Source organism: Janibacter hoylei PVAS-1 (assembly GCF_004025845.1).
Lineage (GTDB): Bacteria > Actinomycetota > Actinomycetes > Actinomycetales > Dermatophilaceae > Janibacter > Janibacter hoylei.
Genome location: NZ_PIPF01000007.1, coordinates 361,449 through 380,962, shown reverse-complemented (window position 1 = coordinate 380,962; position 19,514 = coordinate 361,449). Strand labels below are relative to the sequence as shown.

The 19,514-nt window shown below is 71.6% G+C and carries 22 protein-coding genes; 12 read left to right on the top strand and 10 right to left on the bottom strand.

Translation table 11 applies throughout. The features are described 5' to 3' along the window. Positions 1–14: 14 nt before the first annotated feature. The 6 genes from CWN80_RS08695 to ctaE form a co-directional block, all read right to left on the bottom strand. A complete protein-coding gene (locus CWN80_RS08695; RefSeq protein WP_007929136.1) occupies positions 15–398 on the bottom strand; it encodes a metallopeptidase family protein in 384 nt (127 codons plus the stop codon). Between the two features lies 1 nt (position 399). Then, positions 400–1,686 (bottom strand): multidrug effflux MFS transporter, encoded by a 1,287-nt coding sequence (locus CWN80_RS08690; RefSeq protein ID WP_238148144.1) that lies wholly within the window; start codon positions 1,684–1,686, stop codon positions 400–402. A 109-nt stretch (positions 1,687–1,795) separates the two neighbouring features. Then, positions 1,796–3,502 (bottom strand): cytochrome bc1 complex cytochrome b subunit, encoded by a 1,707-nt coding sequence (qcrB, locus tag CWN80_RS08685; protein ID WP_007929141.1) that lies wholly within the window; start codon positions 3,500–3,502, stop codon positions 1,796–1,798. A gap of 2 nt (positions 3,503–3,504) precedes the next feature. Beyond that, entirely contained in the window at positions 3,505–4,629 is a 1,125-nt protein-coding gene (gene qcrA / locus CWN80_RS08680) for a cytochrome bc1 complex Rieske iron-sulfur subunit (RefSeq protein WP_128277139.1), read from the bottom strand. A 37-nt stretch (positions 4,630–4,666) separates the two neighbouring features. Beyond that, positions 4,667–5,449: a cytochrome bc1 complex diheme cytochrome c subunit gene (gene qcrC, locus CWN80_RS08675; protein ID WP_007929737.1), complete on the bottom strand. Its 783-nt coding sequence runs from the start codon at positions 5,447–5,449 to the stop codon at positions 4,667–4,669. Positions 5,450–5,502: 53 nt separating this feature from the next. Further along, positions 5,503–6,105 (bottom strand): aa3-type cytochrome oxidase subunit III, encoded by a 603-nt coding sequence (gene ctaE / locus CWN80_RS08670; protein WP_051988105.1) that lies wholly within the window; start codon positions 6,103–6,105, stop codon positions 5,503–5,505. Between the two features lie 147 nt (positions 6,106–6,252). Here ctaE and CWN80_RS08665 point away from each other — a divergent pair, with 147 nt between their 5' ends. Continuing rightward, a complete protein-coding gene (locus CWN80_RS08665) occupies positions 6,253–6,705 on the top strand; it encodes a response regulator (protein WP_007929735.1) in 453 nt (150 codons plus the stop codon). Then, positions 6,702–7,766, top strand: coding sequence for an anthranilate phosphoribosyltransferase (trpD, locus tag CWN80_RS08660; protein ID WP_128277138.1), 1,065 nt, complete (start codon positions 6,702–6,704; stop codon positions 7,764–7,766). Before CWN80_RS08665 ends, trpD begins: the two co-directional genes overlap by 4 nt. Positions 7,767–7,815: 49 nt before the next feature. On the opposite strand, the gene CWN80_RS08655 is transcribed toward trpD, so the two are convergent. Together CWN80_RS08655 and CWN80_RS08650 are read right to left on the bottom strand one after the other, a co-directional pair. Beyond that, on the bottom strand, positions 7,816–8,094 hold the full coding sequence (locus CWN80_RS08655) for an Lrp/AsnC family transcriptional regulator (RefSeq protein ID WP_007929733.1): 279 nt from the start codon (positions 8,092–8,094) through the stop codon (positions 7,816–7,818). Next, positions 8,091–9,782 (bottom strand): DEDD exonuclease domain-containing protein, encoded by a 1,692-nt coding sequence (locus CWN80_RS08650; protein ID WP_128277137.1) that lies wholly within the window; start codon positions 9,780–9,782, stop codon positions 8,091–8,093. Before CWN80_RS08650 ends, CWN80_RS08655 begins: the two co-directional genes overlap by 4 nt. A 63-nt stretch (positions 9,783–9,845) precedes the next feature. On the opposite strand from CWN80_RS08650, the gene CWN80_RS08645 reads away from it, so the two are divergent. Continuing rightward, positions 9,846–10,883, top strand: a complete 1,038-nt coding sequence (locus CWN80_RS08645; protein ID WP_007929732.1) for a DUF2332 domain-containing protein — start codon at positions 9,846–9,848, stop codon at positions 10,881–10,883. A gap of 228 nt (positions 10,884–11,111) precedes the next feature. After that, positions 11,112–11,381, top strand: coding sequence for a hypothetical protein (locus CWN80_RS08640; RefSeq protein WP_128277136.1), 270 nt, complete (start codon positions 11,112–11,114; stop codon positions 11,379–11,381). Between the two features lie 23 nt (positions 11,382–11,404). On the opposite strand, the gene CWN80_RS08635 is transcribed toward CWN80_RS08640, so the two are convergent. Further along, a complete protein-coding gene (locus CWN80_RS08635; RefSeq protein ID WP_007929730.1) occupies positions 11,405–13,195 on the bottom strand; it encodes an AMP-dependent synthetase/ligase in 1,791 nt (596 codons plus the stop codon). 91 nt (positions 13,196–13,286) lie between these two features. On the opposite strand from CWN80_RS08635, the gene CWN80_RS15375 reads away from it, so the two are divergent. From CWN80_RS15375 to CWN80_RS08600, 7 genes are read left to right on the top strand one after another with little or no spacing between them, the layout of a single operon-like run. Then, positions 13,287–13,703: a hypothetical protein gene (locus tag CWN80_RS15375; RefSeq protein ID WP_007929729.1), complete on the top strand. Its 417-nt coding sequence runs from the start codon at positions 13,287–13,289 to the stop codon at positions 13,701–13,703. Between the two features lie 10 nt (positions 13,704–13,713). Beyond that, the gene (locus tag CWN80_RS08625; protein WP_007929728.1) at positions 13,714–14,157 is read left to right on the top strand and encodes an SRPBCC family protein; all 444 of its coding nucleotides are present in this window, start codon (positions 13,714–13,716) and stop codon (positions 14,155–14,157) included. Between the two features lie 7 nt (positions 14,158–14,164). Next, positions 14,165–15,079, top strand: coding sequence for an ArsA family ATPase (locus CWN80_RS08620; protein ID WP_128277135.1), 915 nt, complete (start codon positions 14,165–14,167; stop codon positions 15,077–15,079). Next, the gene (locus tag CWN80_RS08615; RefSeq protein ID WP_007929725.1) at positions 15,072–15,392 is read left to right on the top strand and encodes a hypothetical protein; all 321 of its coding nucleotides are present in this window, start codon (positions 15,072–15,074) and stop codon (positions 15,390–15,392) included. The genes CWN80_RS08620 and CWN80_RS08615 overlap by 8 nt, the downstream gene beginning before the upstream one ends. Further along, a complete protein-coding gene (locus CWN80_RS08610; protein ID WP_007929723.1) occupies positions 15,392–16,360 on the top strand; it encodes an ROK family glucokinase in 969 nt (322 codons plus the stop codon). The genes CWN80_RS08615 and CWN80_RS08610 overlap by 1 nt, the downstream gene beginning before the upstream one ends. Beyond that, a complete protein-coding gene (locus tag CWN80_RS08605; RefSeq protein WP_128277134.1) occupies positions 16,357–17,331 on the top strand; it encodes an ROK family glucokinase in 975 nt (324 codons plus the stop codon). Before CWN80_RS08610 ends, CWN80_RS08605 begins: the two co-directional genes overlap by 4 nt. Further along, the gene (locus CWN80_RS08600; protein WP_007929718.1) at positions 17,328–18,035 is read left to right on the top strand and encodes an endonuclease/exonuclease/phosphatase family protein; all 708 of its coding nucleotides are present in this window, start codon (positions 17,328–17,330) and stop codon (positions 18,033–18,035) included. Before CWN80_RS08605 ends, CWN80_RS08600 begins: the two co-directional genes overlap by 4 nt. Before the next feature lie 21 nt (positions 18,036–18,056). Here the strand turns inward: CWN80_RS08600 and CWN80_RS08595 are convergent, their stop codons facing one another. Further along, the gene (locus CWN80_RS08595; RefSeq protein WP_007929716.1) at positions 18,057–18,593 is read right to left on the bottom strand and encodes a hypothetical protein; all 537 of its coding nucleotides are present in this window, start codon (positions 18,591–18,593) and stop codon (positions 18,057–18,059) included. Between the two features lie 101 nt (positions 18,594–18,694). On the opposite strand from CWN80_RS08595, the gene CWN80_RS08590 reads away from it, so the two are divergent. Further along, positions 18,695–19,510, top strand: a complete 816-nt coding sequence (locus CWN80_RS08590; RefSeq protein WP_128277133.1) for a lysophospholipid acyltransferase family protein — start codon at positions 18,695–18,697, stop codon at positions 19,508–19,510. The last annotated feature ends 4 nt before the right edge of the window (positions 19,511–19,514 follow it).

Sequence of the window (19,514 nt, the reverse complement as noted above, 5' to 3'; positions counted from 1 at the left end):
CCGTGGCGCTCGGGTCACCCCCAGCCGAGCTCGTGGAGCCGCTCCTCGTCGATCCCGACGTGGTGCCCGGCCTCGTGGACGATCGTGATCGCGATCTCCTCGCGCAGCTCGTCCGCGTCGGCGCACATCCGGGTCAGGGGCCCGCGGAAGAGGATGATCCGGTCCGGGAGCGCACCGGCGGCCCATCCACCATCACGCTCGGTGAGCGGGGTGCCGAGGTAGATGCCCAGCAGGTCGGTCTGCTCCTCGACCGGCCACGACGGGTCGACGTGCTCGGGGCCCGGCTCCTCCTCGACGAAGAAGGCGACGTTGTCGAGCATGGCGAGCAGCTCCTGGGGCACCTCGTCGAGGGCCTCGCCGACGAGCCGCTCGAAGTCCTCCGCGCTGATGGTGACCACCTCAGACCGCCTCGGGGGTGGTGAGGTCAGTGGCCTCAGGCAGGGTGCGAGAGCCCATGGCCGGTGTGCTGCCCCGGCCGGTGACCCGGTGGATGTGGAAGAGGGCGATCCCGAGCAGGAGCAGACCCAGGCTCGTCAGCGCCAGGCGGGCGAGGGAGGTCGCCGCCAAGGGGACGACCACAGCGGTCAGCGTGGCATTGAGGACGAGCATGACGAAGGTCGAGACCGAGGCTGCCGTCCCGCGCGCGTGCGGCACGGTGTCGAGCAGCGTGAGCTGGTAGACGGGCAGCGAGATCCCCGTGCCGAAGGCGATGGCCGTGGGGCCGACGACGGCCCAGGGGAGCGTCGCCGTCGCCGGCAGCATGGCCAGGACCACGCCCAGCAGCGCCCCGGAGAGGGCCACGACCTGACCCCCGACGATGAGCCGCGCACCGCTGACCCGCTCCGCCAGACGGCCGTTGGTGAAGGACCCGAGGACCATGCCGGCGACCATCGGCACGAAGAAGACCCAGAAGTCCTGCTCGCCGAGCCCGAGCAGCGTCACGATGAAGATCGGCGCGGCCCCGATGTAGAGGAACTGCCCGGCGAAGGAGAGGGCCGAGGCTGCTGACAGCAGCTGGAAGCGGGGCATCCGCGCCACCGAGACGACCCCACCGAGGACGGAACGCACGTCGAGGGGTGTCCGCAGGTGGGGCGGGTGGCTCTCCGGGAGGAGGACGAGCACGGTGATCGCGATGATGGCACCGAAGACCGAGAGGAACCAGAAGACGAGCGGCCAGGGCCCGGCGAGCAGGAGCCAGCCACCGATGATCGGGGCGATGGCCGGGCCGATGCCGAAGATCATCGCGATGGTGCTCATCAGTCGTTGGGCCCGAGCCCCTTCGAAGAGGTCGCGCACCACGGTGCGCGAGACGATCGTCCCCGCCCCGGCGGACATCCCCTGCAGGACGCGGAAGGCGAGGAGGACGGGCAGCGAAGGGGAGAGGGCGCACCCGATCGAGGCGAGGGCGTAGACCGCCGCTCCCGTGACCATCACGGGTTTGCGGCCGATGGCATCGCTGAGCGGCCCGTGGAAGAGACTCATCAGGGCGAAGGCCCCGAGGTAGGCGCTCACGACGAGCTGCATGGAGGCGTCCGACACCTCGAAGTCCTCACCCATGGACTGGAAGGCGGGGAAGGGGGTGTCGATCGAGAAGGGCCCGAACATCCCGAGCAGGGCGAGCAGCACCGTCGTCACGGCCAGCGGCGCGGTGCGGGGTGGGGCTGCGGAGAGCCGGGATCGGATCATCGGGGTCATCCTCGCACCGGGGGTGACGCTCTTCGTCGGCGGTCTCGCACGCGACACGACGCAGGCCCCGGAGGACAACCTCCGGGGCCTGCGTCGTGAGCGGTGGGGATCAGTGCGTGGAGACCTTGTCCCCGGCCTCGATCGCCTCGTGGCCGTGCTCGTGGTGGGCCGCCTCCAGCTCCGCCGGGGTGACCGGCTGGACGGCCCCGTCGAAGTAGAAGGAGTACAGCCGGGCACGCAGCTTGTTCTTGCGGGCCTTCTTCTTGTCCTCGACGCCGTTGGCGTCGACGGCCGGCTCGAGCTCCAGGGGAGCGACCGCCTCGTGCTGGACGAGGGTCCAGCGCGTGTGCGGGTCGAGCGGCTCGTGGATCTCGTGGAAGTCGCCGGCGGCACCGCGCTGGATGCGCCCGGTCTCCCGCCCGTGCAGGACGAGGTCGCGGTCATGGCGCTGCAGGCTCAGGCAGATCCGCTTCGTCGCCCAGAAGGCGATGACCGGGCCGACGAAGGTCAGCACGCGCAGGATCTGCGTGATGTCGTTGATCGACATGCCGAACTTGATGGCGATGATGTCGTTGCTCGCGGCAAACATCAGCACGCCGTACAGGGTCAGCGCCGCCATGCCGAGCGCGGTGCGGGTCGGGGCGTTGCGCGGGCGGTCGAGCAGGTGGTGCTCGCGCTTGTCACCGGTGACCCAGGCCTCGATGAAGGGGTAGGCGATCATGCCGCCGTAGAAGGCGGGGATGACCATGAGCGCACCGACGATGACCGGCCAGGCCCACGTGAAGCCGAAGGTCTCGAACTCCATGAAGCCGGGCAGCAGGCGCAGCGCGCCGTCGGGGAAGCCCATGTACCAGTCGGGCTGGGCGCCTGCCGTCGTCGCGTTGGGCTCGTAGGGGCCGTGCACCCAGACCGCGTTGATCTGGACCAGCGCGGAGATCAGCGCGATGCCACCGAAGACGATGAAGAAGAAGCCACCGGCCTTGGCCGCGTAGACCGGCATGACGGGGAAGCCGACGACGTTGTCGTTGGTCTTGCCCGGGCCGGGGTACTGGGTGTGCTTCTGCAGCGCGACGAGCACGATGTGCACGGTGAAGAGCGCGATGAGCAGCGCCGGCAGCAGGAGGATGTGCACCGAGTACAGGCGCGGGATGATGTCCTCGCCCGGGAAGGTGCCGCCGAAGAGGCCGTAGCTGAGGTAGCTGCCGATGACCGGAGCGGCGACCATGAAGCCCTGCGCGGCGCGCAGACCCGTACCGGAGAGCAGGTCGTCGGGGAGGGAGTAGCCGGCGAAGCCCTCGACGAGCGCGAGGAGCGACAGGACGCAGCCGATGACCCAGTTGAGCTCACGCGGCTTGCGGAAGGCGCCGGTGAAGAACACGCGGAGCATGTGCACCGACAGGGCCACGATGAAGAGCAGCGCGGACCAGTGGTGGATCTGCCGGATGAGCAGACCGCCCTTGACGTCGAAGGAGATGTCGAGGGTGGACGCGTAGGCGCGGGACATCTCGACGCCCTGGAGCGGCGCGTAGCTGCCCTCGTACGTCGTGTGGCCCATCGACGGGTCGAACCAGAAGGTCAGGAAGACCCCGGTGAGCATGCACACGATCATCGAGTACATGGCGATCTCACCGAGCATGAAGGACCAGTGGTCCGGGAAGACCTTGCGCATGAGGTACCCGACGCCCTTGGCGGCGCCGGTCCGGTCGTCGATCCAGCCGGCGACGCCGCCGACCTTCTTCACGCCGGGGGAGAGGGGCGCCTTGGCCGGTGCGTCATCGGCACGAAGGGCGTCCGCGGGACGGGCGTTGGCGGTCACGATCAACCACGCTCCCAGAAGCTCGGGCCGACCGGTTCCTGGAAGGGCTGGTCAGCGATGAGGTAACCCTCGCTGTCGACGGTGATCTTCAGCTGCGGCAGCGGGTGGCCGGCCGGGCCGAAGATGACCTCGCAGTCATTGGTCACGTCGAAGGTGGACTGGTGGCAGGGGCACAGCAGGTGGTGCGTCGTCTGCTCGTAGAGGCCGACGGGGCAGCCGACGTGGGTGCACACCTTGGAGTAGGCGACGATGCCCTGGTAGCCCCACTCGCGGGCCTTGCGGCCCTTGTCGGTGTCCTGGAAGTCCTTCGGGTCCAGACGCATGAGCAGGACGGAGGCCTTGCTCATCTCGTTGAGCTTGCCGTCGCGCAGGCTCAGCAGGCCCTCGGGCTGGATGTGGAAGACCGAGCCGATGGTGACGTCGCTCGGCTTGATCGGCGTGTCCTCGGGGTCGCGGTGCAGACGCAGCTTCTTGGCGACGTACTTGCCGTCCTTGCCCTTCTCACCGTTCCAGAAGGTGACCGACAGGTCGTTGCGCGGCAGCGGGCCGAGCGAGCCACCGATCTGGACGAGCAGCGGGACGGCGAAGAGGCCCATGGCCGCACCGAAGGTCATCTTCAGCAGCGGACGACGGGTGAGCTGCGAGCTCTCGCCGCCCTCGAGCATCGTGTCGACGAAGCCCTGGCGGTCCTCGTCGCTCGAGCGCATCGGGTGACGCATCTCGACGACCTCGGTGTCGGGCATGAGCGTCTTGGCCCAGTGCACGGCACCCAGACCGATGCCGAGCAGGCTGAAGGCCAGGCCCAGCCCGAGGAGCAGGTTGGACAGGCTCATCTCTTCTGTGAAGGGCACCCACACCTGGGTGTCCACGTCGACCATGAAGTAGGCCACGAGGAAGAGCACCGTGCCCAGGATCGACAGCAGGAAGAGGGTCGCGACCTGTCGCTCGGCGCGGTTGGCCGCCTTGTCGTCGAGGTCGGCATTGCGCAGCACGTGGGGCGGCAGCCCCGGGTTCGCGAACCGCTCCGGGATACCACCGGAGCCCTGCACGTGGCCCTGGTCGAGGCGCACCGGCTCGGAGCCCGTGGGCTCCTCCGGCTGTGCCCCTGTCGGGGTGTGCTCACTCATCTGTCGAAGGTCCTGTCTGTGTGGCGATGGTCAGTGATCAGGCGGACTTCTGGCCGAGCCAGACGGCGAAGCCCACGAGGAGGCCCAGGCCGATGGTCCAAATGAAGAGTCCCTCGGGGACCGGGCCCAGGCTGCCCAGCGGGTTGCCTCCGGGGTTGCCGGCCTCCTGCTGCGCCTCGAGGTAGGCGATGACGTCGCGCTTGCTCTCCGGGCTGAGGTTGGCGTCGTTGAAGACGGGCATGCTCTGCGGGCCGGTCTCCATGGCCTCGTAGATGTGCTTGCCCGAGACACCCTGCACGGACGGGGCGTCCTTGCCGCGGGTCAGGGCGCCGCCCGCGCCGGCGCTGTTGTGGCACATGGCGCAGTTGACGCGGAAGATCTGGCCACCCTTGCCCGGGTCGCCCTTCGAGCCGTCGGTGTACTCCTCGTCGGGGACCGACGGGCCGGGGCCGAGCGTGGCGACGTAGGCCGCGATGTCGGAGATCTCCTCGTCGGTGAACTTCACCTGCAGGTCGTCCTTGGCCTGGACGCCGGGCTCGGTCATCGGCATGCGGCCGGTGCCCATCTGGAAGTCGACCGAGGCAGCACCCACGCCGGCGAGGCTGGGGCCGGCCTGGTCGATGCCCAGACCGTTGGCCCCGTGGCAGGTCGCGCAGTTGGCGACGAAGAGCTTCTTGCCGTTGGCGACGCTGTCCGCGCTGGCCACGGAGGCGGTGGCCTCCTTGGGGGCCACCGCGGAGTACGCGGTGCCGGTGACGAAGAGCCCGAGCAGGAGCAGCAGGGCGATCGCCGCGGGGTGACGGCGAGAGAGGGTGGGCATGTGCAGTCCTGTCCTCGTGGAGCGGGTGGATCGGGGGAGACGGCGCATCGGGGTCATCCGAGCAGGTAGATCGCGGCGAAGAGGGCGATCCACACGACGTCGACGAAGTGCCAGTAGTACGAGGTGACGACGGCACCCGTCTGCTGCGCGTGGCTGTAGTCACGAGTGGTGTACGTGCGGCCGATGATCAGCAGGAAGGCGATGAGGCCACCCGTGACGTGGATGCCGTGCAGGCCCGTCGTCAGGTAGAAGATCGACGCCCACGCGTCGGTCGAGATCGTCACGCCCTCGGTGACGAGGGTGGCGTACTCCAGGACCTGGCCGGAGACGAAGACGGCGCCGAAGATGTACGTGAGGATGTACCACTCACGCATGCCCCAGCCGGCGACGTTGAGCAGCGAGCCGGTGCGCGACTTCTGGCCGTGCTCGGCCTTGAGCACACCGAGCTGGCACCACACCGACGACACCACGAGGATCAGGGTGTTGGCGGCCGCGAAGGGCACGTTGAGCAGCTCGAAGTTGTGCTCCCACAGGTCGGGGCGCATCGCCCGGACCGTGAAGAAGATGGCGAAGAGTCCGGCGAAGAACATCAGCTCGCTCGACAACCAGACGATGGTCCCGACCGAGACCATGTTGGGTCGGCTGACGGGACCCATCGAGGGGTCGGCGGTCGTGTGCCCGGACACGTGTGAAGGCAGGGAGGTTGCAGTGGCCACGGGCCCATTATGTCTGTAACCGGATGCCGGTGTGCGCCACCCCCCTCCGCGAGTCTCGCGAGGCCCCTCACCGCTACGATCACAGGCATGACCGGAAGCTCCCAGCAGACCTCCTCCGCCCCCACCGTCGCGGCCGGGGAAGACGCCTCCGTCGCGGTCCGGGTCCTCGTGCACAGTGACAACATCACCATCCGCGACACGGTGCGCGCGGCGGTCGGTCGCCGGCCCGCGCGCGACGTCGAGGTCCTCTCGTGGCGTGAGTGCGCCACCGCCGACGGGGTGATCGAGGCCGTCGAGGCCGGCGGGCTGGACCTGCTGATCCTCGACGGGGAGTCCGCCAAGCTCGGTGGCATGGGCCTGTGCCGACAGCTCAAGTCCGAGGTGCTCGGGTGCCCTCCGGTCCTCGTGCTCACGGGGCGGCCGCAGGACGGCTGGCTCGCGACGTGGTCCATGGCCGACGCCGCCGTGGCCCACCCGCTCGACCCGATCGCCCTCGCCGACGCCGTCGCCGACCTGGCTCGCCGCGTGGCCGGCCGATGAGCGCACCGGGCGCCCACACCTGGCCCGCACTGCTCACCCAGCTCCTCGCGGGGGACGACCTGTCCGCGGACGAGACGTCATGGGCGATGCGCGAGATGATGTCGGGTGATGCCACGCCGGCGCAGATCGGCGGCTTCCTCGTGGCCCTGCGGGCGAAGGGGGAGACCGTCACCGAGCTGCGCGCGCTGGCCGACATCATGCTCGAGCACGCCGTGCCGATCTCGGTCGACGGTCCGACCCTCGACATCGTCGGCACCGGCGGTGACATGGCCGGCACGGTCAACATCTCGACGATGTCGGCCATCTGCATCGCCGCTGCCGGCGTGCGCGTGGTCAAGCACGGCAACCGCGCCTCGTCGTCGAAGTCGGGGTCCGCGGACGTGCTCGAGTCGCTCGGCGTCTCCCTCTCCCTCCCGGCCGACGTCGTCGGGGAGATCGCGGACCGCGCCGGCATCACCTTCTGCTTCGCCCAGACCTTCCACCCCTCCTTCCGTCACACGGCGGCACCGCGTCGCGACCTGGGGGTCGGGACGGCGCTCAACGTGCTCGGGCCGATGACCAACCCGAGTCGACCGACGTACTCGGTCGTCGGGGTGGCCGACCCGCGCGTGGCGCCCCTCATGGCCGGGGTCTTCGCCGACCGTGGGACCACGGCGCTGGTCTTCCGGGGCGATGACGGTCTCGACGAGCTGACCGTCGCCGACTCCTCCCACGTGTGGTGGGTCGCGGGTGGGTCGATCAGGGAGGTGGACCTGGCTCCGGAGCAGCTCGGGCTCACCCGCAGCCCGCTCGACTCCCTGCGGGGCGGGGACGCCGACTTCAACGCGGACGTGGCGCGACGGCTGCTGGCTGGCGAGCGCGGACCCGTGCGTGATGCCGTGGTGCTCAACGCCGGTGCGGCGGTCGCTCTGGCGCAGACCGGCCCCCACCACCCGGACGACGCGGTCGCTGCGGTCAGGGCGGGCATGGACACGGTCGAGGAGGTCCTCGACTCCGGCCGCGCCGCGGAGCAGCTCGAGCGCTGGGTCACGGCGACGCGGGAGGCCTGCCCCGCCTCCTGAGGGGAGGGGGTCAGGGCCCTCCCGAGCCGGAGCGTCAGCGGGTCGCGGACTACTCGAGGCCGATGCTGAAGGCTGCGTCGAGGTCGTGGCGGCTGTAGGCGCGGAAGGCGATCTGCGTCGACGTGTCGACGATGCCCTCGACCTTGTTGAGCCGGCCGGCGATGACGTCGTCGAGCTCCTCGTGCCGGTGGACGCGCACCATGGCGATCAGATCGGCGTCGCCCGCGACGGAGTAGACCTCGCTCACACCGTCGAGGCCGGCCACGGTCTCGGCCACCTCGGGGATGCGCGAGGTCTCGGCGTGGATGAGGACGATGGCAGTGATCACGAGGCCCACCCTAGAGCAGGAGCCAGAGCGCCGTGGGCCGCAGCGGCCCCTCCCACCGGGCAGGTCCACTCGCCGTCGATGTCGACGAGCCGGGTGCCCTCGGTCTCGAGCCAGCGCACGACCAGCTCGGTCTCCTCGGGCAGCGCGCTCGTGCCGGGACCGGTGGGCGCGGACACGACCTCAGCGCTGGCCCGCAGCGCGGCGACATAGGGCATCGGGTCGGCGCCCGCGGGGGAGTGCGAGCTGCCGGCGAGGCGCCCGTGACGGATGCACATGAGGTCCCAGCCCCCGCGTGGGGTGCGGCGGGCGGCGATGATCTCGGGCGACTCCCGGACCGGCGTCGCGCGCTGGCTGCGCGAGGTCGCCCGCACGAGCGAGCCGAGCCGGTCGCGCAGGACCGCCGCCTCCTCGTAGCGCTCGTCGACCGAGAGGGAGGACATGCGCTCACGGACCGCGGCGACCGCGGGTCGGACGTCACCGACGAGCACGGCCGCTGCCTCCGCGACGGTGATCGCGTACTCGTCGACACCGACCGCGCCCGTGCAGGGGGCGGCGCAGCGGCCCATGTCGGCGAGCGCGCAGGCCGACGTTGGGCGGGTCGGTGACAGTCGGGTCAGGCACTGCCGCAGGGGGACCGCGTCGTGCAGTGCGGCGGCGGCGTCCTCTGCCGCACCGCGGGTGCCGAAGGGGCCAGCCCAGGCCAGGTCGTCGGCACCGATGGTGCGCACGATCGACAGCCGGGGGAAGGCCTCGTCGGTCAGCTTGAGCCACCACACCTTGTCCGGGCGGCGCGAGCGCGTGTTGTAGCGCGGCCGGTGCCGGGCGATGAGACGCAGCTCGCGCACCTGGGCCTCGAGGGTCGTCGCGCAGACGATCGGGGTGATCTCCGCGGCCACACGCACCATCTCGCCCATGCGACGACGCTGCTCCGAGGCCGTGAAGTAGCTGCGGGCCCGCGCCCGGATGTCGACCGAGGTGCCGACGTAGAGCACCTCGCCGCGGTCGTCCTTGAAGACGTAGACCCCGGGCGCCGAGGGCAGCCCGTCGGCGAGGACCCGCTTGCGCCGGACCTCGTCGCTGACCCGGTTGGTGTACGAGCCGAGCTCCTCGAGGGTGTCGACCCCGACGGACCCGAGTCGCCCGATGAGGCCGTGGAGCACGTCGACCGTCGCGCGGGCGTCGTGCAGGGCCCGGTGGTCGGGCGTCGTCGTCGCACCGAAGTACTGGGCGAGCGTGCCCAGCTTGTGGTTGCGCACCTCGTCGCGGGAGACGACCTGCCGGGCGAGGTGGACGGTGTCGATGACCTGCGGCCCCGGCCAGCGCAGCCCGTGCGCCGCGCACGCCGCCTTGAGGAAGCCGATGTCGAAGCCGGCGTTGTGGGCCACGAGCACCGCGCCGCGGGCGAACTCGAGAAAGCTGGCGACGGCCTCACCCGTGCTGGGGGCGTCGCGGACCATGGCGTCCGTGATACCGGTCAGCGACTGGATGAAGGCGGGGATCGGCTCGCCGGGGTTGACGAAGGTCTGCAGCTCGCCGAGCTCCTCGCCGCCGCGCACCTTGACCGCGCCGATCTCGGTGATGCCGCAGTCACGGGCGGAGCCGCCCGTGGTCTCGAGGTCGACGACGACGAAGGTGACCTCGGCCAACGGGGTGCCGAGGTCACCGAGCCTGTCCTGGACGACCTCCATGACGACGACCGTAGGTGCGACCACCGACAACGGGGCGCAGACACGGCGTGGGAGGGTGGCCGCATGCGCGCGATGGACGACCTGGCCGACGTCTCCGACTTCTACCGGCACTTCGCCGAGCACGAGGCGAAGGGGGAGTCCGCCACCTTCGAGGACTGGGCGCGGGGGGTCGCGGACGACCCCGAGGTCCGCGCCCTCCTCGAGGAGCTGCCGGTGGGCAAGCGGCAGCCCAACCTCGTCTTCGCGGCGGCCCGCTGGCACGGTGCGCTCACCCCTTCGGCCTACGACGGGCCCGGTGGGCTGCGCGAGGTGCTCCGCGAGCACTGGCCGCAGGTCCTCGAGACGGTGCTGGCCCGCTCGACCCAGACCAACGAGGTCGGTCGGTGCGCGACCCTCCTGCCGGTGCTCGGTGGGCTCGAGGGCCCGCTCGCGCTGCTCGAGGTCGGGGCGAGCGCCGGCCTGTGCCTGCACCCTGACCGGTGGTCCTACCGCTACGTCGGCGAGGCAGGCGACGTAGTGCACCGCCTCGACCCCGCCGACGGGCCCTCACCGGTCGTGCTCGAGTGCGTGCTGCAGGGAGCGGCGCCGGTGCCGTCCGCGCTGCCGGAGGTCGTCTGGCGCGGCGGCATCGACCTCAACCCGCTCGACCTGTCGACTCCGGACACGGCGCGGTGGCTCGAGACGCTCGTGTGGCCTGAGCACGACGACCGGCGGGCGCGCCTCGCGGCAGCCTGCGCAGAGGTCGCGGACGTGCCCGTCGACATCGTCCGTGGTGACCTCCTCGAGGACCTCGACCAGCTCGTGGACCGGGCCCGTGAGCAGGCCCCGGACGCGACACTGGTCCTCTTCCACTCGGCGGTCATCGCCTACCTCGACGACGAGGGGCGGGCACGCTGGCAGCAGCTGGCCCACGACGTCGTCGCCCGCGTCCGCGCCGCCGGCGGCCGCGCCCACTGGGTGTCCAACGAGGGCGCCCGCGTGCTGCCCGACGTCACCGCGACCGCGACGTGCGCGGGGGAGGGCAGCGACTTCTGCCTCGGCCTCGACGGCTCGGCCGTCGGCTGGACCCACGGCCACGGCCGCCGCCTCACCTGGTGCTGATCTTCGCCGCCCGTGACCGTGGGGCAGGGCGGGTTGGTCGCGGACGAAGGGTGGGGCGACACTGCCGACGTCCCTGCGCCCTCCTGTGGCCGGTGCGTCCCCTCGAGACGGTCGCTGCGCGACCTCCTCGGGGAGCGGGGAGGCCGCGCAGCGCAGAGGGCTGTCGGGGGTCGCTCCTAGCGTGGTCGGTGTCGGGAGGGACCCGGCGACGACGAGGAGGTGACGGACATGACCCGTCGACCACTGCCGCTGACGATCGACTGCGGCACCTGCCCGGTCCGCGACATCGGCTGCGCCGACTGCATGGTGACCGCGCTGGGGAGCGCGTCCAGCCCCGCTGACCCGGACCCGCAACTCCTGCCGCTCGATCGGCGGGAGCGCGAGGTGATCTCCCGGCTCATCGCCGTGGGCCTGGTGAGCGCCGAGACGGCGAACGAGGCCCGTGCGGTGCACGAGCCTCGTTCGGACTACGAGGACCTGCGCCGGCACGCGGTCTGACCCGCGCGCCGGCTGGCCGGTGGTCAGCTGCCGTAGAGGCCCTCCACCTCGTCCTCGAAGTCGCGCATGATGACATTGCGCTTGAGCTTCATCGACGGGGTGAGCGTGCCGTTGTCCTCGGTGAAGTCCTCCGCGAGGACGGAGAACTTGCGGATCGACTCCGCCTTGGAGACGGCCTTGTTGGCCTCGTCGACCGCGCCCTGGATCTCGGCGAGGACGGTCTCGTTGGTCCGGGCCTGCTCCACGGTCAGGGAGCCGAGGCCGTTGTTGGCCGCCCAGCCCGGCAGCATCTCCTCGTCGAGGGTGACGAGCGCGGCGATGAAGGGCTTGCCGTCGCCGACGACGAGGCACTGGCTGATGAGCGGGTGCGCGCGCAGCCGGTCCTCCAGGACACCGGGGGCGACGTTCTTGCCGCCGGCCGTCACGAGGATCTCCTTCTTGCGGCCGGTGATCTTCAGGTAGCCGTCCTCGTCGAGCTCGCCGAGGTCACCGGTGCTGAACCAGCCGTCGCGGATCGCGTCCGCGGTGGCCGACTCGTTGTCGTGGTACCCGCGCAGCACGTTGAGGCCCTTGATGAGGATCTCGCCGTCCTCGCCGATCCGCAGGGAGACGCCGGGCAGCGGCGGGCCCACGGTGCCGATCTTCACCTTGTCGGGCAGGTTGACCGTCGCGGGGGCGGTCGTCTCGGTCAGCCCGTAGCCCTCGAGGATCGTCACGCCGATGCCACGGAAGAAGTGGCCCAGGCGGGTGCCCAGCGGCGCGCCGCCGGAGACCGCGTACTCGACCTGGTTGCCCATCTTGGCCCGCAGCTTGCTGTAGACGAGCTTGTCGAAGACGGCGTGCTGGACCTTGACCTTGAGGGGGATCGAGCCGGAGTCCTTGCCCTCGGACCACGCGATGGCGGTCTCGGCGGCCTTGGCGAAGATCTTGCCCTTGCCGTCGGCCGTCGCCGTCTCGTTTGCCTTGTTGAAGATCTTCTCGAAGACGCGGGGCACCGCGAGGATGAAGGTCGGCTTGAACGACTGGAAGTCGTCGAGGATGTTGGCGATGTCGGCGCTGTGGCCCATGCGCGCCTCGGCGCTGACCGCGAGCACCTCGATGAAGCGGGCGAAGACGTGCGCGAGCGGGAGGAAGAGCAACGTCGATGCGTCCTCACGCTGGACGACGTCGCCGAGCTTGGCCGTCGCGTTTTCCGCCAGACCGAGGAAGTTGTCGTGGGTGAGCTCGCAGCCCTTGGGACGACCGGTCGTGCCCGAGGTGTAGATGATCGTGGCGAGCGAGCTGCGCTCCTGGGAGGCGATGCGCTCGTCGAGCTGCTCGTCGCCGACCTGCGAGCCGCCGGCGGTGAGCGTGTCGAGGTCACCGTTGTCGATGACGAAGACCTGCTCCAGCGTGGTGAGGTTGCCGCGCGCTTCCTCGGCGACAGCAGCGTGCTTGGCGGTCTCGACGACGAGGAAGCGGGTACCGGAGTCCTTGACGATCCACTCCACCTGCTCGGCCGAGCTGGTCTCGTAGATCGGGACGGGCACGCCGCCGGCCGCCCAGGTGGCGAAGTCGAGCAGGGTCCACTCGTACCGGGTGCGGGCCATGATCGCCAGCCGGTCGCCGGCCTGCAGGCCCTGGGCGATCAGGCCCTTGGCGAGGGCGCGCACGTCGTGGTTGAACTGGGCCGCGGTGACGTCCCGCCAGGCGCCGGCCTCCTTGACCGTGAAGGCCACCCGTTGAGGGTTCTTCTCCGCATTGCGCCCTGGCAGGTCGGCCAGGGAGTCGGAGGGGTCGCCCTCGAAGAGTCGAGGCATGACGCTGTCGTTCACGGGATCTCCTTCGTTCGCCGTGCCAGCAGACCGGAAGCTGGCTCGCGACGAGAGTACCCGTGGTCGTGGCCGACGATTTCGGAGTCGCTCCGTGACCGTGGCCATACTCTTGCCCCTGATCCGCGCCGCCCCGACCGAGAGGCCCACCGTGCTCCTCCGCCGCCCCCGTGCCGTCGTCGACGTCGTCGACGAGACCTATGTGCGTGCGGCCCCCCAGGTCGTGCGCGAGGCGCTCGACGCGCCCGGGCTGCTCGAGGGGCTGTGGCCCGGCCTGGAGCGGCAGGTCGTGCAGGACCGCGGGGCGAAGGGGGTCCGCTGGCGGGTCCGCGGCGAGGTCGAGGGCCGGGCGGAGGTCTGGCTCGAGGCATCGGGTGGCGGCACGATCGTCCACCACTTCGTCCACGGGCAGCAGGTCGGCGGGCCGCGGCGCTGGATGCAGGCGCACCGGCGCCGCTGGAAGCACGGCCTCAACGAGATCAAGGATCGTCTCGAGGGCCGTTCGCGATAGTGTCGCCCGCATGGCCGACAGCACCCGATCCAGCATCGTCGTGGACGCCCCGCCCGCAGAGGTCCTCGACATCATCGCCGACCTCGAGGCGTACCCCGAATGGGCCAAGGAGATCACGTCCGTCGAGATCCTCGCCGAGGACGGCGACGGGTGGCCCGACCAGGCCCGCTTCACGCTCGACGCCGGCGCGATCAAGGACACCTACACCCTCGACTACGCCTGGGACATCGACGAGACCGGGGTCGGCGTCGCGTCGTGGACCCTCGTCTCCGCAACGATGCTCAAGGCGATGGACGGCTCCTACACGCTCGCGGCGCACGGTGACGGCACCGAGGTCACCTACGAGCTGACCGTCGACGTCAAGGTGCCGATGCTCGGCATGCTCAAGCGCAAGGCCGAGAAGGTCATCGTCGACACGGCGCTGCGCGACCTCAAGAAGCACGCCGAGGCCTGACCCGCACGTGCCTGCCCACCTCGTCGTCGGCGGCGGTGATCACAGCGCCCGCGTCGCCTCACGATTGGTGGCGGGCGCGGCGCCGCACCGACGGGTGCTGCGCCCGGCGCGGGAGACCCCCTTCGTCGACCCGGTCGTCACCACGGTCGAAGGACACCTCGACCACGTGCTCTCCGCGCTCGACCTGCCGGCGCCCGTCGTCGCCGACCTCATCGCGGCGGTCCTGCCCAGCGAGCTCTCCGACCTGCTCGGCCTCGCCCGGGCGCTGACCCAGGCGGAGGCGGCCGGCGACGAGCTCGTCGCCGACGTCGACATCGAGGTCGCCCGGCTCCTCGGCATGCCGCAGCGCGTGGCGGGGGCCTTCGCGGCCTTCGTCCCCGTCATCGCGCGCTGGGAGGTGCTCGTCGCCCCCGAGGGCATCGGGGCCCTGCCCGTGCCCACGCACCCCCTGCTCACGGCCCTGCGGGAGGGCGCGGAGCTGCTCGAGGGACTCGACCGCAGCCTCGCCGACGCCGACGCGACCGCACTCCACCTCGCGGCCCCCGGCGGCCCGGTCGGCGCTGCCCGTCGAGCCGACGCCGAGGTGCTGCTCGCCCTCATGGGCCGCACCCTCACGGCCGTCCACCCCGGGGGCGGAGCAGGGGTCGAGTACCTGCCGGCCGCCCCGGCCGAGGGCCCGCCGCGACCGCAGCGGGGTCCCGATGGCACCTGGCTGCTGCACATCGGCGTGCCCGGCGTCCGCGCCGCCGACCTCGACCTCGTGCGGCACGACGACGAGCTCGTCCTCGGGTGCGCTGGTCGCACCCGCCGGCTGCGCCTGCCATCCGTCCTGCGACGGTGCGACATCGACCGTGCCGGCGTCGCCGGCGGCGTGCTCACCTTGACGATGACCCCCGACGCGGCGGTGTGGCCCCGTGGCTGACCACACCCAGGGCACCGGCGCGCAGGAGGTCGTCATCCAGCTGCTGCGGGTGATCTCCGAGATCGACGTCGAGGCGCTCGGCGACGACCTGCGCCAGCTCGACACCGCGACGGCCCGCCGCGCGATGACCGGCGCCAGCCTGCTCGCCGAAGCACTGACCCGGGCGACCCTCGGCTCCGACACGATCGCCGCGGCACTCGGCACGGAGCTCACCGAGCCACCCGTCCACGTGCCCCACCGCGAGCGCGGTGTGCGGGTCACCATCCACGACGACGAGGCCGCGACGGCCGACGACAGCGCGAGCGAGGCGTGATGACGACGAGTCCGGGCACGGCGATCGGCATCGACGTCGGCGGCACCAAGATCTCGGGTGCGCTCGTCGACGACGCAGGGCGGATCACCCGCCGCGAGCAGGTGGCCACCCCGGCCGACGACACCGCGGCGATCATCGCCGCGACGGCCGAGCTCGTCGGCACCCTCGAGTCGGCAGCCGCCGGACCGGTCGCCGGGGTCGGCATGGCCTGCGCCGCCTTCGTCGACGCCCGCGCCGGGCACGTGTGGTTTGCCCCCAACCTGCCGTGGCGCGACCTCGACCTCGCCACCGAGGTGGGCACGGCGATCGGTCGAGAGGTCGTCGTCGACAACGACGCCAATGCCGCGGCCTGGGGGGAGTACCGCCACGGGGCGGGCAGCGACTGCGACGACATGCTCCTCGTCACCGTGGGCACCGGCGTCGGCGGCGGGTGCATCGTCGACGACCACCTGCTGCGGGGTGCCTTCGGCATCGGCGGGGAAATCGGTCACGTGACCCTCGACCCGGACGGCCCGCGCTGCGGCTGCGGCAACCACGGCTGCCTCGAGGTCTTCGCCTCGGGCACGGCGCTGGAGCGGGCAGCGCGCGAGCTCGCCAGCACGACGTCGTCGCGCGCCGAGGCGCTGCGCGAGCGGTGCGGCGGTGATGTCGAGGCCCTCTCGGGTCGTGACGTCACCGACCTCGCCCGCGAGGGCGACGTCGCGAGCATCGAGCTGCTCGACGACCTCGGGACCCACCTCGGTCGGGGGCTGGCGTCCATCTGCGCGGTCCTCGACCCCGGCCGCATCGTCATCGGGGGAGGCGTGGCCGACGCCGGCGAGCTGCTCGTCGGGCCGACCCGCACCGCCTTCGCCGCCCACCTCATCGGCCGGGGGCACCGCCCTTCGCCAGACCTGGTCCAGGCCACGCTCGGCAACGACGCCGGCATCGTCGGGGCCGCGACACTCGCCCGGGAGGCACAGGCATGACCACGAGCATCGGCATCGACATCGGGGGGACCAAGGTCTCCGGGGGCGTCCTCGACGAGGAGGGGCGCATCCTCGTGCGCACCCGGTGCGACACCCCCGACCGGTCGAGCGCGCCCCGGGTCGTCGAGGACACCATCGTCGAGGTCATCGAGGAGCTGCTCGTCCTCGCGGAGGAGGCCGGCGCGGAGCGCCCGAGCACCGTCGGAGTCGGCGCGGCCGGGTTCGTCGCCGCCGACCGCTCGACCGTCGTCTTCGCCCCCCACCTGTCGTGGCGCAACGAGCCGCTGCGGGCGGCGCTCAGCCAGCGCGTCGACCTGCCGATCTCGATCGACAACGACGCCAACGCGGCGCTGTGGGCCGAGCACCGCTTCGGCGCGGCACGAGGCGCGACGCACGCCGTGATGATCACCCTCGGCACCGGCATCGGCGGCGCCATCATCGTCGGCGGGCACCTCGTGCGCGGCCGCTACGGCATCGCCGGCGAGTTCGGCCACATGCAGGTCGTGCCCGGCGGGCAGCGCTGCGAGTGCGGCAACCGCGGCTGCTGGGAGCAGTACTCCTCGGGCAATGCCCTCGTCCGCGAGGCCCGCGGCCTGGCCATGGCCAACTCGCCGATGGCCACCGACCTGCTCGCCCACGTCGGGGGCGACCCCGCCTCGCTCACCGGTCCGATGATCACCGAGGCCGCCCGCGCGGGGGATGCCACCGCGACCGAGCTGCTCGCCGAGATCGGCCACTGGCTCGGCGTCGGCATCGCCAATCTCGCGGCCGCACTCGACCCCGAGGTCTTCGTCATCGGTGGTGGCGTGAGCGCCGCCGGCGACCTGCTCCTTGGCCCCGCCCGTGACACCTTCGCCCGGCAGCTCACCGGTCGGGGCTACCGGCCCGCGGCCACGATCGTCGCGGCTCGCTTCGGCCCCGATGCCGGGCTCATCGGTGCGGCGGCGCTGGGGGCCGAGGAGCAGATGTGAGCCTGCGCATCGCCTCGTACAACCTGCGCGCGCTGCAGGACGACGTCGCGGCGCTGGCCCGCACCGTCCGGGCCGTCGACCCGGACGTGCTGTGCCTGCAGGAGGTTCCCTGGATCGGTCCGGTCGACCACAGGATCGCCGACTTCGCCGCCCGCTGCGGGCTCGTGTGGTCCGGGCGCAGCCAGCGCGCCGGCCAGACGAGCGTGCTCACCAACCTGCGGACCAACGTCCTGTCCGTGACCCACCACCGGCTGCCCGCCCGGACGTGGCGTGACCGGCGCGGCTTCGCGGTGACGCGGGTGGCTCCCTTCGGCCACGTGCCCATCTCGATCGCGAGCGTCCACCTCAGCCTCGACGCCGACGAGCGGCTGGTCCACGCCCGCCAGATCATGGAGGGCCTGGCCGCGCACCCCGGCCCGGCGCTGCTCGCCGGCGACCTCAACGAGCAGTCCGACGGCGCCGCGTGGCAGTACCTCGGCGGGTCGATGCGCCCGGTGAGCCCGCTCGCGCCGACCTATCCCTCGGCGAAGCCCGACCGGGTGCTCGACGTCGTCTTCGCCACCCCGGACGTCACCGTCCTGCCGCACCGGGAGGTGCCGTGGGTGTGGGAGGACCTCAAGGCCGCGACCGACCACCGACCGGTGTGGGTGGACATCGAGACCACGCCTCTGCCCGAAGGGGCCGGGACCCGCACGGGGGAGTGACCGCAGCGCCCGCGGTGGTCCTCAGACGACGGCGCCGTTGCTCGGGTCGTCGTCACGGTCGCGCGGCTGGCGCACGACGACGCACACGAAGCCGCCGACGAGCAGACCCACGACGAGGACCGTCGCCCACCGGCCGACGTCCGGGCGGGCGATGGCCAGCCACAGCAGCCCGAGCACGCCCAGGGCGAGCCCGAGGAGGCCACCCCAGAAGAGGCGGTCCGTCGGTGGGGGCAGCGGCTGCGGCGGGGGCGGGGAGTAGCCCTCGTCGGCATCGCCCTCGCCGGGGTCGTCGTCACCTCGCAGCAGGGCGTCGGCGACGGAGTTGGTCGGGTCGACCCGCCACGGCACGTCCGGGGTGCGGGGTCCCTCGGACCGGGCCGGCGGCAGTCGGACGTCACCGGTGGACTGGGTCGGCCGCCGTGGCGGGGCATCGAGGGGGCGCGGGAGCTGGTCGTGCTCCGGCGCGGAGCCCTCGGTCGACTCGTCGTCCCACCGGGCGACGATCGCCTCGAAGGCGGCGTCGACGTCCCGGTCGTCGGGGTGGTGCCGCTCCGCCATCTGCTGATCCGCTCGTCTCGACGTCGTCCTCGCCTCGCGGACATCCTCGCACGCGTCACCGTTACCGTAGAGTTCGCTAGCGATCAGGAGGTGGTGCGACAGTGCTGTACTGGATGCTCAAGAGGGTCTTCCTCGGGCCGCTGCTCAGGGTCCTCTTCCGACCCAAGGTCGAGGGGCTCGAGCACATTCCCGCCGAGGGGCCGGCGATCCTGGCCAGCAACCACCTGTCCTTCTCCGACTCGATCTTCCTGCCGCTCGTCATCGACCGGCGGCTGACCTTCCTCGCGAAGTCGGACTACTTCACCGGCCCCGGCCTCAAAGGGTGGCTCACCGCGGCCTTCTTCCGGGGCGTCGGCCAGCTGCCCATCGACCGCAGCGGCGGCAAGGCGAGCGAGGCCGCGCTGCGTGCCGGGCTGGCCGTGCTCGGTGAGGGCGACCTCCTCGGTCTCTACCCCGAGGGCACGCGCTCGCCCGACTCGCGCCTCTACCGCGGACGCACCGGTGTCGCGCGCATGGCCCTGATCGCCGGCGTGCCCGTCATCCCCGTCGCGATGATCGACACCGACAAGGCGCAGCCCACCGGCCAGATCGTCCCCAACATCCGTCAGGTCGGCGTCAAGATCGGCGCCCCTCTCGACTTCTCCCGGTACGAGGGGATGGAGGGCGACCGCTTCGTCCTGCGCTCGATCACCGACGAGATCATGTACGAGCTCATGCAGCTGTCCGACCAGGAGTACGTCGACATGTACGCGACGTCGATGAAGGAAAAGCTGCTCACCAAGGCCCGCCGGCGCGCTCGCGAGCTCCAGGAGGCCGCCCGCCCCGGTCGTGCCGTGCCCGAGCTCGAGGACATCATCGAGCAGGGCGACCGACCCGGCGAGGGCCCCTGGTCCGAGGAGAGCAAGGACGGGCTGTAGGCCG

Bases quoted from the DNA above. Each gene is read 5' to 3' on its own strand.
- CWN80_RS08595 (WP_007929716.1), bottom strand. From the start codon at position 18,593: ATGGCGGAGCGGCACCACCCCGACGACCGGGACGTCGACGCCGCCTTC.
- CWN80_RS08690 (WP_238148144.1), bottom strand. From the start codon at position 1,686: ATGATCCGATCCCGGCTCTCCGCAGCCCCACCCCGCACCGCGCCGCTG.
- qcrC (WP_007929737.1), bottom strand. From the start codon at position 5,449: ATGCCCACCCTCTCTCGCCGTCACCCCGCGGCGATCGCCCTGCTGCTC.
- CWN80_RS08625 (WP_007929728.1), top strand. From the start codon at position 13,714: ATGGCCGACAGCACCCGATCCAGCATCGTCGTGGACGCCCCGCCCGCA.
- CWN80_RS08640 (WP_128277136.1), top strand. From the start codon at position 11,112: ATGACCCGTCGACCACTGCCGCTGACGATCGACTGCGGCACCTGCCCG.
- CWN80_RS08605 (WP_128277134.1), top strand. From the start codon at position 16,357: ATGACCACGAGCATCGGCATCGACATCGGGGGGACCAAGGTCTCCGGG.
- CWN80_RS08645 (WP_007929732.1), top strand. From the start codon at position 9,846: ATGCGCGCGATGGACGACCTGGCCGACGTCTCCGACTTCTACCGGCAC.
- ctaE (WP_051988105.1), bottom strand. From the start codon at position 6,105: ATGGGTCCCGTCAGCCGACCCAACATGGTCTCGGTCGGGACCATCGTC.
- CWN80_RS08610 (WP_007929723.1), top strand. From the start codon at position 15,392: ATGACGACGAGTCCGGGCACGGCGATCGGCATCGACGTCGGCGGCACC.
- trpD (WP_128277138.1), top strand. From the start codon at position 6,702: ATGAGCGCACCGGGCGCCCACACCTGGCCCGCACTGCTCACCCAGCTC.
- CWN80_RS08650 (WP_128277137.1), bottom strand. From the start codon at position 9,782: ATGGAGGTCGTCCAGGACAGGCTCGGTGACCTCGGCACCCCGTTGGCC.
- CWN80_RS08665 (WP_007929735.1), top strand. From the start codon at position 6,253: ATGACCGGAAGCTCCCAGCAGACCTCCTCCGCCCCCACCGTCGCGGCC.
- qcrA (WP_128277139.1), bottom strand. From the start codon at position 4,629: ATGAGTGAGCACACCCCGACAGGGGCACAGCCGGAGGAGCCCACGGGC.